The sequence below is a fragment of the Tenacibaculum sp. E3R01 genome (assembly GCF_003318185.1).
Taxonomy (GTDB): Bacteria; Bacteroidota; Bacteroidia; order Flavobacteriales; family Flavobacteriaceae; genus Polaribacter; species Polaribacter halocynthiae.
Genome location: NZ_QOCC01000019.1, coordinates 145,946 through 163,793, shown reverse-complemented (window position 1 = coordinate 163,793; position 17,848 = coordinate 145,946). Strand labels below are relative to the sequence as shown.

22 protein-coding genes and 1 tRNA gene are annotated in these 17,848 nt (G+C 29.2%); 16 read left to right on the top strand and 7 right to left on the bottom strand.

Features of this window, described 5'->3' with window-relative positions:
* Positions 1-39: 39 nt before the first annotated feature.
* Positions 40-111: transfer RNA gene (locus tag DS884_RS05910), tRNA-Gly, on the bottom strand.
* A 167-nt stretch (positions 112-278) separates the two neighbouring features.
* Between DS884_RS05910 and cyoE the strand changes: the two genes are divergently transcribed.
* The 10 genes from cyoE to tsaB all read left to right on the top strand — a co-directional run bounded on the left by cyoE (position 279) and on the right by tsaB (position 7,594).
* Positions 279-1,181 (top strand): heme o synthase, encoded by a 903-nt coding sequence (gene cyoE, locus DS884_RS05905; RefSeq protein ID WP_093869769.1) that lies wholly within the window; start codon positions 279-281, stop codon positions 1,179-1,181.
* Positions 1,181-1,771, top strand: a complete 591-nt coding sequence (locus DS884_RS05900) for a heme-copper oxidase subunit III (protein WP_093869770.1) — start codon at positions 1,181-1,183, stop codon at positions 1,769-1,771. The genes cyoE and DS884_RS05900 overlap by 1 nt, the downstream gene beginning before the upstream one ends.
* Before the next feature lie 56 nt (positions 1,772-1,827).
* Positions 1,828-2,811 (top strand): cytochrome c oxidase subunit 3, encoded by a 984-nt coding sequence (locus DS884_RS05895; protein ID WP_113786115.1) that lies wholly within the window; start codon positions 1,828-1,830, stop codon positions 2,809-2,811.
* 18 nt (positions 2,812-2,829) lie between these two features.
* Positions 2,830-3,171, top strand: a complete 342-nt coding sequence (locus tag DS884_RS05890) for a cytochrome C oxidase subunit IV family protein (protein ID WP_093869772.1) — start codon at positions 2,830-2,832, stop codon at positions 3,169-3,171.
* Positions 3,172-3,238: 67 nt separating this feature from the next.
* Complete coding sequence (locus DS884_RS05885; RefSeq protein ID WP_093869773.1) at positions 3,239-3,886, top strand: hypothetical protein; 648 nt, start codon at positions 3,239-3,241, stop codon at positions 3,884-3,886.
* 10 nt (positions 3,887-3,896) lie between these two features.
* Positions 3,897-4,544, top strand: coding sequence for an SCO family protein (locus DS884_RS05880; protein WP_113786114.1), 648 nt, complete (start codon positions 3,897-3,899; stop codon positions 4,542-4,544).
* Positions 4,537-5,070, top strand: coding sequence for a DUF420 domain-containing protein (locus tag DS884_RS05875; RefSeq protein ID WP_093869775.1), 534 nt, complete (start codon positions 4,537-4,539; stop codon positions 5,068-5,070). Before DS884_RS05880 ends, DS884_RS05875 begins: the two co-directional genes overlap by 8 nt.
* Positions 5,063-5,281, top strand: a complete 219-nt coding sequence (locus DS884_RS05870; protein ID WP_093869776.1) for a hypothetical protein — start codon at positions 5,063-5,065, stop codon at positions 5,279-5,281. Before DS884_RS05875 ends, DS884_RS05870 begins: the two co-directional genes overlap by 8 nt.
* 220 nt (positions 5,282-5,501) lie before the next feature.
* Positions 5,502-6,827 (top strand): TolC family protein, encoded by a 1,326-nt coding sequence (locus tag DS884_RS05865; protein WP_093869777.1) that lies wholly within the window; start codon positions 5,502-5,504, stop codon positions 6,825-6,827.
* Between the two features lie 92 nt (positions 6,828-6,919).
* Positions 6,920-7,594: a tRNA (adenosine(37)-N6)-threonylcarbamoyltransferase complex dimerization subunit type 1 TsaB gene (tsaB, locus tag DS884_RS05860; protein WP_113786113.1), complete on the top strand. Its 675-nt coding sequence runs from the start codon at positions 6,920-6,922 to the stop codon at positions 7,592-7,594.
* On the opposite strand, the gene DS884_RS05855 is transcribed toward tsaB, so the two are convergent.
* The 3 genes from DS884_RS05855 to DS884_RS05845 all read right to left on the bottom strand — a co-directional run bounded on the left by DS884_RS05855 (position 7,591) and on the right by DS884_RS05845 (position 9,305).
* Positions 7,591-8,397 (bottom strand): mechanosensitive ion channel family protein, encoded by an 807-nt coding sequence (locus DS884_RS05855; protein ID WP_113786112.1) that lies wholly within the window; start codon positions 8,395-8,397, stop codon positions 7,591-7,593. The two genes, tsaB and DS884_RS05855, sit on opposite strands and share 4 nt — an antisense overlap.
* Positions 8,398-8,470: 73 nt before the next feature.
* A complete protein-coding gene (locus DS884_RS05850; RefSeq protein WP_093869780.1) occupies positions 8,471-8,824 on the bottom strand; it encodes a DUF1304 domain-containing protein in 354 nt (117 codons plus the stop codon).
* Positions 8,825-9,104: 280 nt separating this feature from the next.
* Complete coding sequence (locus DS884_RS05845; RefSeq protein ID WP_093869781.1) at positions 9,105-9,305, bottom strand: dodecin family protein; 201 nt, start codon at positions 9,303-9,305, stop codon at positions 9,105-9,107.
* Between the two features lie 150 nt (positions 9,306-9,455).
* Between DS884_RS05845 and DS884_RS05840 the strand changes: the two genes are divergently transcribed.
* A complete protein-coding gene (locus DS884_RS05840) occupies positions 9,456-9,800 on the top strand; it encodes a toxin-antitoxin system YwqK family antitoxin (RefSeq protein WP_113786111.1) in 345 nt (114 codons plus the stop codon).
* 54 nt (positions 9,801-9,854) lie between these two features.
* Here DS884_RS05840 and DS884_RS05835 read toward each other — a convergent pair whose 3' ends face one another.
* Together DS884_RS05835 and DS884_RS05830 are read right to left on the bottom strand one after the other, a co-directional pair.
* Entirely contained in the window at positions 9,855-10,490 is a 636-nt protein-coding gene (locus tag DS884_RS05835) for a viroplasmin family protein (protein WP_113786110.1), read from the bottom strand.
* Positions 10,483-11,052, bottom strand: coding sequence for a phosphoribosylglycinamide formyltransferase (locus DS884_RS05830; protein ID WP_113786109.1), 570 nt, complete (start codon positions 11,050-11,052; stop codon positions 10,483-10,485). The genes DS884_RS05835 and DS884_RS05830 overlap by 8 nt, the downstream gene beginning before the upstream one ends.
* Positions 11,053-11,232: 180 nt before the next feature.
* Between DS884_RS05830 and DS884_RS05825 the strand changes: the two genes are divergently transcribed.
* The 5 genes from DS884_RS05825 to pyk all read left to right on the top strand — a co-directional run bounded on the left by DS884_RS05825 (position 11,233) and on the right by pyk (position 15,459).
* Complete coding sequence (locus tag DS884_RS05825; protein WP_093871978.1) at positions 11,233-11,469, top strand: acyl carrier protein; 237 nt, start codon at positions 11,233-11,235, stop codon at positions 11,467-11,469.
* 7 nt (positions 11,470-11,476) lie between these two features.
* Positions 11,477-12,727, top strand: a complete 1,251-nt coding sequence (gene fabF, locus DS884_RS05820; RefSeq protein ID WP_093869784.1) for a beta-ketoacyl-ACP synthase II — start codon at positions 11,477-11,479, stop codon at positions 12,725-12,727.
* Positions 12,728-12,733: 6 nt separating this feature from the next.
* A complete protein-coding gene (rnc, locus tag DS884_RS05815) occupies positions 12,734-13,462 on the top strand; it encodes a ribonuclease III (RefSeq protein ID WP_093869785.1) in 729 nt (242 codons plus the stop codon).
* Positions 13,463-13,554: 92 nt separating this feature from the next.
* Complete coding sequence (locus tag DS884_RS05810) at positions 13,555-14,028, top strand: IPExxxVDY family protein (protein WP_113786108.1); 474 nt, start codon at positions 13,555-13,557, stop codon at positions 14,026-14,028.
* 3 nt (positions 14,029-14,031) lie between these two features.
* Positions 14,032-15,459, top strand: coding sequence for a pyruvate kinase (pyk, locus tag DS884_RS05805; RefSeq protein WP_113786107.1), 1,428 nt, complete (start codon positions 14,032-14,034; stop codon positions 15,457-15,459).
* Between the two features lie 74 nt (positions 15,460-15,533).
* On the opposite strand, the gene DS884_RS05800 is transcribed toward pyk, so the two are convergent.
* Entirely contained in the window at positions 15,534-17,831 is a 2,298-nt protein-coding gene (locus DS884_RS05800) for a M20/M25/M40 family metallo-hydrolase (protein WP_113786106.1), read from the bottom strand.
* Positions 17,832-17,848: the final 17 nt, after the last annotated feature.

The window sequence follows — 17,848 nt, the reverse complement described above, 5'->3', positions numbered from 1 at the left end:
ATTCCACCACTTCAGCATAATCTCTTTTAAAAGGTTAAGAGCGAAAGACGGGATTTGAACCCGCGACCCCCACCTTGGCAAGGTGATGCTCTACCCCTGAGCTACTTTCGCGTAGTCAAAAATTATTTTAAAGAACGTGCATTACTCTGAATGCGGGTGCAAATATAACACCCTTTTTTGAATTACAAAAAAAGTTTTTAATTTTTTTTAATTAATTTTAAAAAGTATGGTGGTTCTATAAGAAAGAAATATCTTTGCAGAAATTTTTAAATAACAAGGTGAGTACTGTTTCAACAATACAAGATAAAACATCTATAAAGGTATTATTTTCTGATTTTAAACAGATTACTAAAGTAGGACTGTCTGTAAGTGTAGTTTTTACTTCAATTACAGGATATCTATTAGGTGCTGATAAAATTAATTATACTACTATATTACTTTTAGCTATCGGAGGTTTTTTTATGGTAGGAGCTTCAAATGCTTTTAATCAAATAATAGAAAAGGATATAGATGCGTTAATGCAGCGAACTAAAAATCGTCCATTACCTTCCAAAAGAATGTCTGTAACTACAGCAATGGTTATTGCAATATTATTTACAATTGCTGGAATTGCAATTTTATATGCAATAAATCCTAAATGTGCTTTATTTGGAGCGGTATCTATTTTTTTATATACAAGTGCTTACACTCCATTAAAAGCAATTACTCCTTTAGCAGTTTTTGTTGGTGCTATTCCAGGAGCAATTCCATTCATGTTAGGTTGGGTTGCTGCAACGGGACAGTTTGGTGTCGAAGCAGGATTTTTATTTATGATTCAGTTTTTTTGGCAATTTCCTCATTTTTGGGCAATAGGTTGGTTGCAATTTGAAGAGTATAATAAAGCAGGCTTGCATATGTTGCCAATGGATAAAAAAGACAAAGGTGCAGTAGTACAGATAATTTTTTATACTTGTGTAATGATTTTAATGTCTATAGCTCCTGTATTAAAAGTAACAGGAAACTTTTATATATACCCACTTACTGCTGTTATAATTTTACTATTAGGTATCTTAATGTTGTTTTATGGTATTAAATTATATAAGTCAGAAGAGAATATTGATGCAAGAAAATTAATGTTGGCAAGTGTTTTTTATATTACAATTGTGCCAATAATATATGTAGTAGATAAATTTTTACATTAATGAGTGAACAAACACAAACATTACAAGAAGAATTAAAAACAGCTAAAAGAAAATCTGCAAAACCAATGTTGTGGATTTCCATGATAAGTATGGTTATGTTTTTTGCAGGGTTAACAAGTGCTTATGTTGTTAGTATGAATCGTGAAGATTGGGTTACTTTTGATTTGCCTCAAGCGTTTTATATAAGTACTATTTTAATCATTTTGAGTAGTATTACACTGTTTTTATCACATAAAACTCTTAAAAAAGATAATTTAAAAGCCTCTTTTATGCTTTTATTGGTAACATTTATACTTGGTTTAGGTTTTATTTGGTATCAATATGTAGGGTTTAATCAACTAAAAGAAGTAGGGTTATATTTTACTGGACCAGAAAGTACAGTTTCTACATCTTTTATTATAGGAATTACATTTATGCACGTATTGCACCTGTTAGCAGGGGTTGTCGTGTTATTAGTCGTTATTTATAATCATTTTAAAAAGAAGTATTCATCTACTGATATGCTTGGGTTTGAACTAGGTGCAATCTTTTGGCACTTTGTAGATGTTTTGTGGATTTATCTATTTTTCTTTTTCTATTTTATTAAATGATGAGAAATGCTTAATTTTGGCGCACTGTTTTAACAAAAATTAACTAAATAGTATTTATGGAAGCAAATATTGCTGTAAATTCTGACAAAAAAGAAACCTGGAGCGGAGGTGGCGAAAAGCCATTTGGAGCTAGTTATGGTAAAATGATGATGTGGTTTTTCATCGTGTCTGATGCATTAACCTTTACTGGGTTTTTAGCTGCGTACGGTTTAACACGTTTTAAATTTATTGACTCATGGCCAATTGCCGATGAAGTTTTTACACACTTTCCTGGGTTACATGGGGTACATGCACCAATGTATTATGTAGCTTTAATGACCTTTATCTTAATTATATCATCAGTAACGATGGTATTAGCAGTTGATGCTGGTCATCAAATGAAAAAGAAAAAGGTAGCTTGGTATATGTTTGCAACTATAATTTTTGGAATTATTTTTGTAGGATCGCAAGCTTGGGAATGGAAAAACTTTATTAACGGTTCTTATGGAGCTGTTAAAACTACTGACAACCATATTTTACAGTTTGTAAAAGATGGTCATCAAATAGCTTTAGCAGATTTTGTACATAATGACAGGAAAGACGGTAGGGTTCAGCATGCGAAAGAAAATGGATTATGGTTTGAAAAAGAGGGAACAATTTCTGAATATTCTGTAGCACAAGTTCAGGAAGCATTTAAGAATAATCCTTCTTTACTAATAAGAACAGAAAAGATTAATCTTGAAACAAAGCAAAAAATCGTATTATCTAGAGAAGAAAGTTTAGCTCAATTAGCCAAAGCTAGTATGGTGGTTGAAGGAGCTAATTTGCATGTAAATGAATATGGGAATCCTATTTTTGCAGATTTCTTTTTCTTTATTACAGGTTTTCATGGTTTTCACGTAGTTTCAGGTATATTAATAAACATTATTATTTTCTTTAATGTCGTATTAGGTACTTATGAAAGAAGAGGACATTATGAAATGGTTGAAAAAGTAGGTTTATATTGGCACTTTGTAGATTTAGTATGGGTATTTGTTTTCACATTCTTCTACTTAGTATAATTTTAAAGTATTAAAAAAATGGCAGGTCACGCACACGAATCAAATACAAAAAGAATTTGGATTGTTTTAGCAATCTTAACTATAGTAACAACAGTAGAAGTAGCTTTTGGTATTATTAAGCCAGATGCTTTACATTTACATGGTATAGGAACTAGTTGGTTAAACTGGATGTTTATCATTTTAACAATTGTAAAAGCATACTATATAGCATGGGCATTTATGCACTTAGAAGGTGAGAAAACATGGTTTAGACGATCTATAGTTTGGACAGCTACCTTTTTAATATGCTACCTTATAGCGTTAATATTAATTGAAGGAGGCTATTTATACGATACATTAGCACCATTAGTAAAATGGTAATTTTATAAAATTAAAAAAGAGGTGGTGTTTAACCACCTTTTTTTATCTCTAAAAAGAACGAACTGTTATGAGTAAAAAACAAAAGTTTATAGTATTGTTTGCACTTTTTATAGTGCCTTTATTATTTTATATATTCTTGTCACTTGGTATTAATAACTTTGCTAAACTACCAGTTTTAACAAAAAATGTAACAGATATATCTGCTATTACTAAAAAAGCTACATTTGATAGGAAAATATCAATAGTTACTTTTTTAGGTAGTGATATTCAATTAGCAAAAGGTGAGTTATTTAATTTAACTGAGAAAATATACAAACCATTTTATGGGTTTAAAGATTTTCAAATGATTGTTGTTGCTTTAAAAGGTACAGAACAAAAGGTTGAAAAACTTAAAAAAGAAATTGGAGCTTTTACAAATATGATAAAATGGAATTTTATTTTTGCCGATGAGGTTGAAATAAAGGTATTGTATGAAAGTTTTAATACGAATCAATCATTAGATTCTAATGTGCATACATCTAAAGCATTTATTATAGATAAAGATATCAGTTTAAGAGGAAGAGATGATGATAAAGATGCAGCAGGAGGAAAGTTATTTGGTTATAATATGAAATCTGTTAGTGAGTTAAATAATAAAATGAAAGATGATGTTAAAGTTGTTTTAGCTGAGTATCGTTTAGCTCTCAAAAAAAATAATGCCGATAGAGAAATTTAATAATTAAAAAATGAAAAAAAAGGATTATTCATATATAGGGATTTCGTTTATTATATTACTTTTTGGAATTTATGCGGTTCCAAAGATTGTAAAACATTTTCAAACTGCAGATTTGCATAAATTTAATAAAGTTCCATCTTTTGAATTTGTAAATCAAGAAAAGAAAACCATCACAAATGATGATTTCAAAGGAAAGGTTTATGTAGTAGAATTTTTCTTTGCTACTTGTCCTACCATTTGTCCAATTATGAATAGAAGAATGGTTGATATACAAAATGAATTTATGGGGAATCCTAATTTTGGAATTGCTTCATTTACTATTACTCCAGAAATTGACACTCCTAGAAAATTAAAAGATTATGCTGCAATACATGGAATAAATCATAAAAATTGGCATTTACTAACAGGTAAAGATGAGAGTGTTGTGTATGATTTATCTAACGAAGGATTTAAATTATTTGTAGGTAAAGGGGAAGATAGTCATGGTGGTTTTGAACACTCAGGGTTATTTGCTTTAGTTGATAAAGATGGAAATATTCGTTCAAGATACGATGAGCATGGAAATCCAATTATGTATTATCGAGCTTTAGATGAACACGGTTTTTCAAATCAAATACAAGAATTAAAACAAGATATTAAATTATTATTAAATGAGTAAGGTTAATAATTTAGAAGAAAAAAAATATAAAAGGTTAATTACAATAGTATCTGTGGTAATTCCTTTGGCAGTAGCAGCTTTATTTGGAATAAAAATTCCTAATGTAGAACCTTTGTCATTCTTACCCCCTATATATGCAAGTATTAATGGAATTACGGCTGTTTTACTAGTTGCTTCTATAGTTGCTATAAAAAAAGGAAATAAAAAGTTGCACGAACAATTAAATACAACTGCAATCATTTGCTCTGCACTTTTCCTAGTAATGTATGTAGCTTATCACATGACATCTAATTCTACTAAGTTTGGAGGAGAAGGAGTTATTAAATACCTGTATTTTTTTATTTTAATAACGCACATATTATTATCGATTGTTATTATACCATTTGTATTAATAACATTTATGAGAGCTAGATTAGGTAATTTTCCTGAACATAAAAAAATTGCAAAAATTACATTTCCATTATGGTTATATGTTGCGATAACTGGAGTAATAGTGTATTTAATGATTTCACCTTATTATGTATAAAAAGATATTAATTTCATTCTTAGTAATTATTTTTACAGGAAAGAAGTCATTTTCACAATGTGCTATGTGTAAGGCTGTTGTTGAAGGTGGTGATGTAAGTATGGCTGAAGGTGTTAATAATGGTATTACCTATTTAATGGTGTTTCCTTATATCTTAGTTGGGGTATTATTCTATTTTATTTATAGACATAGAAAAAAAAATAAAAATTAACACTTCAATAAGATTATTTTCTTGTAACATATTTTAATTTTAGTCGTCATATACGAGGAAGCTTTAAAAAATACTGTTCATAATCAAACATGTTGTGTTCGTTTTTTTTAGTTTTTTTAATTAATTAAATTATAGGTATTTGTTATTCAGGTATTTATTGTTTCTTAATTAATTGGAATACCAATTGAATATAACTAATTGAACATAAAAAATAAACGTCTTGAAAACTAAAATTGTATTATTAATTACTTTATTATCAGCATTGGGAGGTTATTCTCAAAAGAAATGGACACTTAAAGAGTGTGTTAATTATGCATTAGAAAACAACATCACAATTAAGCAAAATAAATTAAATGTAAAACTTGCTGAAAAAGATGTTGACATAGCTAAAGGAAATTTTTTACCAGATTTAAATGGATCTTCAAGAGGAAATTTTTCATCAGGACTTTCTCAAGATAGAAATGGAATACTTCAGAATACTCAAAACTTTAACTCATCGTTTTCTTTATCAAGTGGAGGTACAATTTTTAATGGGTTTAGAAATATTAATTCTAAAAAACAAGCTGTACTTGGGGTTAAAGGAAATGAATTAGATTTAGCTAAAATTGAAAATGACATTTCATTAAATGTTGTAAATACATATTTAAATGTGTTATTTGCAAAAGAAAATTTGGCAGTAGCGGTTGTTCAAGCTGAAATTAGTAAAAAACAAATAGCAAGGGCAAAGGCTCAATTTGATGCAGGTGCAATTCCTAAAGGTGATTTGTTAAATGTACAATCAACGGCATCAAATGATGCGCAAAACGTTGTTTTACAAGAAAACACATTGAATTTAGCATTGCTTAGACTTGCTCAGTTACTTCAAATATCATCAGATAACTTTGATGTTGAAAAAATTAATATTGACTCACCATCTCTTAGTTTATTATATAATTCTTCAAATGCAGTTTATGAAAAAGCATTGACTAATAGACCAGAAATTGAAAGAGCTAAATTAAATGTAGAAAATTCTTTAATAAGTTTACAATTAGCTAAAGGTGCGTACTTACCTACTTTAACTTATTCATTAGGTGTTAGTAGTTCATTTTTTCACCAGTTTAATAATTTAATCCGTCCTAATGATTACTTTTTAAGACAAATAAACGATAGAATTAGTTATAGCGCTGGTTTATCACTTAATATTCCAATATTTAATCGTTTTCAAACAAAAAATAGAGTAGCTAAATCTGTTATCAATAAAGAGATTTCAGAAATAGCATTAGAAAGTCAGAAGTTGCAATTACAACAAGAGATAGAAAAATCTTATTTAGATGCTAAAGCAGCAGCAAAAACATATGAAGCAGCTAATATATCTTTAGAAGCACAGAATGAAGCTTTTAAAAACGCACAAGTAAGTTACGATTATGGTTCTATGACACAGTTTGATTTTGATCAAGTAAGAAATAGATTAGTAAATGCCGAAGGAGCCATGATAAGAGCTAAATACGATTATGTATTTAAAACAAAAGTGTTAAAATTTTATTTTGGAGAATCAATTCTAGATTAATATCAGGGGATAATTTATTATTGATATAGAACCTTACCAATTTGGTAAGGTTTTTCATTATAATGTATCTTTGTTGAAAATATTTTTTTATCGTGTCAATAATCTTAAACATAGAAACAGCAACAAAAAATTGCTCAGTTAGTATAGCAAAAAATGGAGATGTTTTAGCAAGTAAAGAATTAAATAATGGAAATTATTCTCATGCTGAAAAATTACACCCCTTTATTCAAGATGTTTTAAATGAGGCTTCAATAAGTATAGATGAAATAGATGCTGTAGCAGTAAGTAAAGGCCCGGGGTCATATACTGGATTAAGAATTGGAGTTTCTGCTACTAAAGGTTTATGTTTTTCTTTTGATGTACCACTTATTGCAATAGATACATTAAAATCTCTTTCTATGAATGCTAATATAGATGAAGGCTTAATTGTACCCATGATTGATGCAAGAAGAATGGAAGTATATTCTGCTATTTATGATAAAAATTACAATCAAGTACGTGAAATAAGGGCTGAAATTATTGATGAAAATTCATTCGAAGAATTGTTAACAGACAATAAAGTTTATTTTTTAGGAGACGGTTCAGAAAAATGTAAAAATATCATAACTCATAGAAATGCAATTTTTATTGATGAAAAGTTCCCTTCAGCAAAAGAAATGGCACTATTGAGTTTTGAAAAGCATAAAAAAAACGACATCGAAGATGTCGCTTATTTTGAACCTTTTTATTTAAAAGATTTTGTTGCCATACCAGAAAAAAAGCGCTAATCTTTTTTCTGTATCTCAACAGCATGTGGATATGGTATCTCTATACCTGCTTTATCTAATGCGATTTTAACGTTTTCAGTAGTTTCAAAATATACATCCCAATAATCAGCTGTGTTAGCCCATGGGCGCACAGCAAAGTTAACTGAGCTATCAGCTAATTCAGATACATTTACCGTAGGAGCAGGATCTTTTAATGTTTTTGGATTTGAAATTAACACGTCCATTAAAATATCTTTTGTCTTTTTAATGTCTGCATCATAAGAAACACCAAAAGTTAAATCAACACGAAGTTTTCCCTCAGCTGTATAATTTATGATATTTCCGTTTGATAATGAACCGTTAGGTATAATAGCTAATTTATTACCTGGAGTATTAATGTGAGTTGTAAAAATTTGAATTTCTTTTACAACACCAACAATGCCTTGAGCTTCTATTAAGTCACCAACCTTAAATGGCCTAAAAATCATTATTAAGGCACCACCAGCAAAATTAGATAAAGATCCTTGTAAAGCTAAACCAATCGCTAAACCAGCCGCACCAATAATTGCTGCAAATGATGTTGTTGCTACTCCTAACTTTGAAATAACTGTAACAAAAAGTAAAGCTTTTAAAGCCCAACTAAATAAGTCGCCTAAAAATTTTTGAAGCGTTATGTCAACATCTTGCTTCTTCATTATTTTTTTACTCCCTTTTACAATTATTTTTATAGCAAAAAGTCCAACAATTAAGATTGCTAGTGCTGTTAAAAGTTTCGGAGTGTAGTTAATTAACAGTTCTTTAAATTTTTCAGTATACTGTTCCATTTTCTTTAATAAATTTAATAATTAAGTTTAAATAATATTTATTGAATAGTAGTAGTTAGGTAATATTCAAAATTTAGATAAATATGCTTAAAAGAGCAATTAAAGCTGGTATTGATTGTATAAAAAATATTTTTGATTTTTTAGTAGAATATGCTCCATAAACTCCAGCAATAAAAACACAAATTATAAAATAAATAGCGACGTCTGTTTTCTGAGAAACTATAGACCATATTAAACCACCAGCAAGAAAACCATTGTATAAACCTTGATTTGCTGCTAAAACTTTAGTTTCTTCTGCAAACTCTTTGTTTTTTAAACCGAAAGCCTTTATACCTTTAGGTTTTGTCCATAATACCATTTCTAGTATTACTATGTAAATATGAATTACGGCGATAAAGCCAACTAAGAAGAGTGATAAATAGTTCATTTTTAATTGTTTTTAATTTAAAATAGTTGCTTTTTTTATTTTCAGGAAGAAAACCTTGTAAGTACTGCTTATACAAACATACATAAAGCATTTGTTATTTTGTTACGTTTTTTAAAAATTGAGATATTACTTTGAGTTGTATTTCTATATAATATTTGTCAGAGAAATATTATGAGCTTACTTATTTATGAAGTCAAATAGCTAGATTAAATTCTTCGTAACAAAAAAATGCGACCTTGTAAATACAAAATCGCACCAATAGTAGTTAGTATTTATGTAGTTACTTTACTTCAAAAGTAACTTTTAAGTTTACTCTAAATTCACTTACTTCATCATCATTTACCACAACACTTTGAGATTGTACAAAAGCAGATTTAATGTTTTTAACAGATTTAGAAGCCTGTTTAATTGCTTTTCTTGTTGCTTCTTCCCAACTTTTGTCAGAGTTAGCTAAAATCTCAATAACTTTCATTACAGCCATAATAATTTTTTTTATGATTAATACTTACTTGTAAAAGTACAAAAAATAGGGAAAAAGACCTAATGTTAATTTAATGTTACGTAATTGTTGTTTAAGTGTAAAATTATATATATATTTGTAATGTTAGTGTTAATGATTAAAATGATAGACATGAAAAAAATAATTATTTTAGCTTGTATCTTAGCTGTTTCAGTATTACAAGCACAGGTAGGACCTAAGTTTGAGAAAGCAGGAGATTTAGTTAAAGCTACTTATTTTTATAAAGATGGAAAGGTTAAAGAACAAGGTTTTTTTAAAGATAAGAAATTAACTGGCACTTGGATTACTTTTAGTAAAGAAGGTAATAAAACTGCAATAGCTCACTATAAAGCTGGTAAAAAAGTTGGAAAGTGGTTTATGTGGCAAAAGGATGGATTAAAAGAGATTGATTATGAAAACAATGCAATAGCTAGTGTTCAGAATTGGAAAGATGATACTAAGATTGCAGTTAAATAGTACTTAATTTATTTCAAATAGATAAAAAATCCGAGTATATATGTACTCGGATTTTTATTTTCTACCAAAATCAGCTGGAATTTCTCCCCATACTTTCGTTTCCCATTTTAAAATAGTTACTTCTACAGGGTTTTTATGTAACCAACTTTCTGCTCGTTTTATTAACTCTAAAATATCTTTATTGGTATTATTAAATTGAACGTTTGTTTTACATTGTTTTTTTTTAACCCAACCAATAGCAATTTTTGAATCTGAATAAATAGGAATATTTTTTTTTTTTTTTTTTTTTAGTAAAGCTATTCCATGAACTAATGCTAAAAACTCACCAATATTATTTGTGCCGTTTTTAAAAGGCCCCATTTTAAAAATTTCTTTTTTATTATGTGTCAAAACACCTCTGTATTCCATTATACCTGGGTTTCCTGCACACGCAGCATCTACCGAAATACTTTCTAAAATAGGTGTTCCATATTTCTCTTTCTCACTGTTTGATAAAACTTTTTTCTTGGTGTTTAAACCTTTGTAGTCACTATAGCTTTTTTTAAATGCTATTTCAGCTTCTTTTTTATCTATAAAAGCTTTGTATTGGGCACCGTCGTATGAATGGATTTGCTTCTTACATTCTGACCAAGAAGAAAAAATCCCAGTTTTCTTGCCTTTCCAAACAACATAATATTTTTTTTTACCCATTTTTTAAAATTACGCTTTCAATTACCTTTGGGAAGTGCTCATATTCTAAAATATGAACTTTTTTTGCTATAGATTCAGGTGTATCTTTACTATTTAACTCTGTTTTTGCTTGAAAAATGATAGCTCCTTCATCATAATTTTCATTTACATAATGAATTGTGATACCAGTTTCAGAATCATTATTTTTTTTGACAGCTTCATGAACATTCATGCCATACATTCCTTTTCCACCATATTTAGGAAGTAAAGCAGGATGTATATTTATTATTTTATTAGGAAAAGCTTCTACAATTTTAGACGGTATTTTTCTTAAAAAACCTGCCAAAACAATAATGTCAGCTTCAACCTGTAAAAAATTAAGCACAGTGTCATCTTTTGTAAAGCTCTCTTTATCAAACAATGAAGCATCGATATCAAGCCGTTCACAACGTTCAAAAACTTTGGCATGTTCATTGTTAGAAAGCACATGAGTAACTACTGCATGTTTAGAAGTTTGAAAATATTTAATAATGTTTTCGGCGTTGGTACCAGATCCAGAAGCAAAAATTACGATACGTTTCATACTGATTAAGTTGTATTGTTACTGCAAAAAAAAGAATAATTATTAACAATGATGAGCTATATAATAAAAGATTCAAGTATTTTTTTTATTTTAGACATCACATTATTTGGACAAAAATTAGAATTAAAACTTAAGATTTGTATTTTTGCCCCGATTTTAAATTTTAAAACTTATAAAATTATGTCAGACATTGCATCAAGAGTAAAAGCAATTATCGTAGATAAATTAGGAGTAGACGATAACGAAGTAACTAACGAAGCAAGCTTCACAAACGATTTAGGAGCAGATTCATTAGATACTGTTGAGTTAATTATGGAATTCGAAAAAGAATTTGATATTCAAATTCCAGATGATCAAGCTGAGAACATCGGAACGGTAGGTCAAGCGGTTAGCTATATAGAAGACGCAAAAAAATAAGAATTATATGCAATTAAAGCGAGTTGTAGTAACTGGACTTGGCGCATTAACGCCAATAGGAAACAATAAAAATGAGTATTGGAATAGCTTAGTTAACGGAGTTAGCGGAGCAGCACCTATAACGTATTTTGATGCTGCCAAGTTCAAAACTCGTTTTGCATGTGAGTTAAAGAATTTTACGGTGACTGACTTCATGAATAGGAAAGATGCTCGTAAAATGGATAGATTTACACAATATGCTATGGTAGCTTCAGATGAAGCCATAGCTGATGCAAAGTTAAATCTAGATGACGTTAATAAGTTAAGAGTTGGCGTTATATGGGGAGCAGGAATAGGTGGTTTAGAAACTTTTCAGAACGAAGCATTCAATTATGCTAAAGGTGATGGAACCCCTAAATTCAATCCATTCTTTATCCCAAAAATGATTGCAGATATCGCTCCAGGAAATATATCTATTAAAAATGGATTTATGGGGCCTAATTATACAACAGTATCTGCATGTGCATCATCAGCTAATGCTATGATTGATGCGTTAAATTACATAAGACTTGGACATTGTGATGTTATTGTTACTGGTGGTAGTGAAGCCGCGGTAACTATTGCAGGAATGGGAGGTTTTAATGCAATGCATGCTTTATCAACAAGAAATGAAACTCCAGAATCTGCATCAAGACCTTTTGATGCTGAACGTGATGGTTTTGTTTTAGGGGAAGGAGCAGGTGCTATTATTTTAGAAGAATATGAGCATGCTAAAGCAAGAGGTGCTAAAATTTACGCTGAAGTTGTAGGTGGTGGTTTATCTTCTGATGCACATCATATGACAGCACCACATCCTGAAGGTATTGGTGTAATTGCTGTAATGAAAAATTGCCTTGAAAATGCAGGTTTAAAACCTGAAGATGTAGATCATATAAACACTCACGGTACTTCTACTCCGTTGGGTGATGTAGCTGAATTAAAGGCTATTTCTGAAGTATTTGGAGATCATGCTAAAAACATTAACATTAATTCAACAAAATCTATGACTGGTCACTTGTTAGGTGCTGCTGGTGCTATTGAAGCTATAGCTTCAATTTTAGCTATGGAGCATGGAGTTATTCCTCCTACAATTAACCATAATAATGTAGATGAGAATATTAATTCAGAGTTAAACTTAACTTTGAATAAGGCTCAAAAAAGAGATGTTAAAGTAGCAATGAGTAATACTTTTGGATTTGGAGGGCATAATGCTTGTGTTGTTTTCAAAAAACTAGATTAATCTCATATGAATTTTCTTCGTAGAATAGTTAAACCCCAGAATAAAGAGGATGAAGACTTTTACTACGAATTAAAAGAACTGCTTAATTTTAAACCTATAAAGTTATCGCATTATAAAAAAGCGTTTACTCATAGGTCTTTAAAAATGGTAGATAAGAAAGGTAATCCTATAAATTATGAGCGTCTTGAATTTTTAGGAGATGCTATTTTAGGTACAGTTATAGCTTCTTATTTATATAAGAAAGTACCTAAAGGTGATGAAGGTTATCTTACTCAAATGAGATCGAAAGTTGTTAGTAGAGAACATCTAAACACATTAGGTAAAGATTTAGACCTTATTAGATTCGTAAAAAGTAATATTGCTAATAATCAAGTTAGTAATAATATTCATGGAAATATTTTTGAAGCATTAATTGGTGCCATATACCTTGATAGAGGATATAATTACTGCGATCAATTCATCTATGAGCAGGTAATATTACCTTATGTAGATATTGAAAGGTTAGAAGGTAAAATATCTAGCTATAAGGGTTATATAATAGAATGGTGTCAAAAAAATAAAAAGAAATATAGTTTTGACTCATACGAAGATACAGGTAATCAAAGTAAAAAACATTTTAGTGTTAGGATAAGTATCGATGGAGTAATGGTTGCTAAAGGAAGGGCTACTTCAAAGAAAAAAGCTGAAGAAATTGCAGCTAAGAGAGTATATTATACCATGCAAGATAAAATGTAGAGTGCTTAACTTTTCAACGAAAAGCTTTTCGTTAATTTCACATTGTAATATAGATACATTTACTAACTTAGCAAAAAACTAATCGGTGTTTTATGCCTGTTTATGAGCTGGATTTTAATGACTTTGATACTAATGAGTATATATTAATTGGAATCCATACTACTTTAAATGATTATAAATTAGCATATCTTTTAAATGGTATTTTAAATAGCTTATTTAAAAAAGCGAATTATTGCCTAGATATTAAAAGTAAAAATGATGTGAAAACATCATTTTCTGTATATGAATATTTAAACTTAAAGTCAGATCATAATTGGTTTTTAATAAATAATGTAAGTAAACATAAAATAAAATCAGAAGAAATAGGACTGTTTACAGAAAATACTGTGACAAATTACCTTGTTCCTGAAAAGAAAAAAGTTGATTATTTTATAAAAATAGAGGGGGATTTTGAATGCACGTTTATAGAAAATGCTATAAACAAAATAAAGCAAATACCTCAAGTAATAACATCATATCAAATAGAAGTTGATACGTTAAAATCTAAAGATTTTTTAATTTTTTAGCATATGCCACATAACAAAAAAACCAAAATTGTAGCAACCTTAGGACCAGCAACAAATACTAAAGAAATTTTAGCAGAAATGGCTGAAAAGGGTGTGAATGTATTTAGAGTAAATTTTTCACATGCAGATTATGATACAGTAAAAGAGCGCATTAGACAAATTAGAGAAATTAATGAAGAAAGAGGGTATAATGTAGCCATATTAGCTGATTTACAAGGCCCAAAACTTCGTGTTGGTATAATGGAGGAAGGAGTAGAGGTAAAGGCAGGAGATGCTTTTACGTTTACAACTGAAGAATGTATAGGTACACAAGAAAAGGCTTATATGACATATCAACGTTTTCCTAAAGATGTTAAAGAAGGTGAACAAATTTTAGTGGATGATGGAAAATTGTTGTTCGAAGTAGTTTCAACAGATAAAAATAAAAGTGTAGAAACTAAAGTAATTGTTGGTGGACCTTTGAAATCTAAAAAAGGAGTTAATTTACCAAACACAAAAATATCTTTACCAGCTCTTACTGAAAAAGATAAAAAAGATGTTGTTTTTGCTTTAGATCAAGAAGTTGACTGGGTAGCACTTTCTTTTGTTAGAACACCTGAAGATTTAAGAATTTTACGCGATTTAATAAAGCAAAAATCTCGTTATAGAGTTCCTGTAATAGCTAAAATAGAAAAACCAGAAGCTGTTGAAAATATCGATGCTTTGATACCTTACTGTGACGGACTTATGGTTGCGCGTGGTGATTTAGGGGTTGAAGTTCCAATGCAAGATGTACCATTGATTCAAAAAAGCTTGGTAAGAAGAGCTAAGCAAGCAAGAATACCAGTTATTATTGCTACTCAGATGATGGAAACTATGATAGATAACTCTGTTCCTACAAGAGCAGAGGTTAATGATGTTGCAAATTCTATTATGGACGGTGCAGATGCAGTAATGCTTTCAGGAGAAACTTCTGTAGGAAAACACCCTATAAGAGTTATTCAAAAAATGAGTGAAATTATAAAAAGTGTTGAATTTTCTGATCTTATTGAAGTTCCACAAGCTCCACCACATATTAGAACAAATCGTTTTATTACAAAATCGGTATGTCATCATGCGGCTTTAATGGCTGATGATATAAAAGCTTCAGCAATAACTACATTAACAAATAGCGGGTATACTGCTTTTCAAATTTCTGCATGGAGACCAAAATCTCATGTGTTAGCGTTTTCATCTGAAAAAAGAATTTTAGGAAAGTTGAATCTTTTATGGGGTGTTAGGGCTTATCATTACGATAGAAATTTAAGTACTGATGATACCGTAGAAGATATTAATGAAATAGCTAAAGAGAAAGGATTTGTTAAAGCAGGTGACTTTATGATTAATTTATCATCTATGCCTGTAAAAGCAAAAGGAATGGTAAACACATTACGTGTTTCGCAAATTGATTAATAGAATATAGAATTTCATAGTACAAATACATAAAATGGCTTGATAAATCTAAATTTATCAAGCCATTTTATGTATTACAACTTTATTTTTTTAGAAGTAATAATAGCATCATTTGTAACAAAGGGCATTGGCATCATAGTTTCATTCCTGGGCTTTAAATTAAACTTAGGGTTTGATAGCAAATCATAGGAAACTTCGTTTAAAATAATAGCAGGTTTTGAATCTTTTTCTAATGTTAAAGAGATTGATAATTCTTTATCTGAGTTTGCCATTTGATATATTAAAAGTGTTCCTTTATTAGCCTCAAAAGACTTTCCTTGATTATATAAAACACCATTTATACAAAAGCTATAAATGGAAATAGGAGTTGTATTGTACAATTCATATTTATTAATTTTTCTTGAAGGAAATATGGTAAAACTTATTTCTCTTTTTTCATTTATAATAGTATCAATATCTATTTCAATTTTTGATATAGGGATATTCTTATTCTCAGTTTTCTTATAGTGCGTATAACGTGTGTTATATTTACTTTTTCCTTCAGATTCAGGAATGTTTCCTTCAGTATAGTCTAAATTGAAAACTTGGGATACATAACTATCAAACACAGTGTTATATGTAGCCCAATACGAAGTATTATTGTCTGAATTTTGGATAAAAACTAAACTATTAGGCTTCTTTTTATCAATTGAAAACCCATTATTAACTGTAGTAATAAAAAAAAGAGTAATAGCAGTAAGACCACTTAAAAATTGGAGTATACTTTTTTTCTTTGTTTGAATAAATATAGGAAGTAAGAAACCAAATACTAATGTTATTAATATTGAAGCAATAAATAGCATTTTTAAGCCTAAACCAACAGGGAATAATTGAACCATTGGTATAATTATATATATTGTAGGTATAGATATAATTGCAAAAAGAATTGTTTTAGATTCTTTACGAACATTCATAAAAACCAAAATACTTAGTATTAAAATAGAAGCATATACAGGAATAATTAAAAAGGCAGCACCTTGTAAGTTTTGAAATATGAAAATATTTATAATTAAGCCTACTACTATTGGAGCAATTAATAAATCTATAGCCTTTTCATTTTTAAAATAACTATATATTTTGAAAAGTATCCATAAAGTTAAAAAACTAAATGCTCCTATGTATTGATATCCATTATAGGTAAACCCATGTAGCATATCATTATATTGAGGGTTTATAAACACTAATAATTTCCATAATAAGAAGCTAGTTACACTAGAAATAATTAAAGCTAATAAAAAGGGTATAAAGCCTTTCAAAGTGCCCTTATACGTTATTTTTTTACGATTAACTCCAACAATAAATACACCAACGAAAAGTAAGCAAGCAAAAACAAGCATTGGAAGAACCCATGAAAAAGGATATGATAACATTTTGATTAAAGGAAAATTGACAAAAACAAAATCTTCATTACTATCTAAAAGTGTTAAATCAATATTTGAAAAATGATTAAGTGAACTTGTAAAATAATCTGCTTGATGTAAAAGACTTTCTTTGTTTAATCGTTCGTAAGAATCTTGCTCAGTATGATAATCAAAATGATCATCAATAAAAGCAAAGTTAAAACCATTGATATTTCCATTTTCTCTAAAAACAGTTAGATCAGTATCATTAGGTAATTTTTTATAAACACTATACATTAATGAGTTTGCAGCTGGGTAATTTGGATTTGATTTTATGAATTCAGATAAAAGATTCTTGTTTTTACCATTTGTTTCCATTAACATATAGCTAGAACCTCCACTACCTCTAGCTTCGAAATTCAATACTAATCCAATATCTTTGGACCAAGGATGATTTTCAACAAATGCTTGTGCTCCTAATAAACCTAGCTCTTCAGCATCAGAAAATAAAATAATAATATCATTCTTTACTTTCTCTTTTTTTGCTAAAAAAGCTCTAACTCCTTCTAATATTGTTACTACACCAGATCCAGCATCGCTTGCTCCAATTGATGAGTGGGGATTAGAATCATAGTGAGTTAATAATAATAAAGCTTTACCATTTTCTGAACCTTTAATCCTGGTTATTATATTTTCAGTAGTGGTACTAGCTTTCCACTTTTTATTTATAGCAGTTTGACTTTGAATTTCTGAACTTAAGCCAAGTTTTTTTAATTCATTTATAATATAATTCTGAACCTCTTTATGTTCATTACTTCCTGTATAATGTGGTCTCTTAGAAATGTTTTTTAAATGATATAATGCATTATCTAACGAAAACTTAGTTTTATCTGTGGTTACTTTTGATGACACTGTTGGAATACTATCATTAAAAGCCCAAAAAATAGTGAATGCTATTATTAAAATAGCCCAAAATTTATTTGTTGATCTCATAGAGGATTTTTATGTTA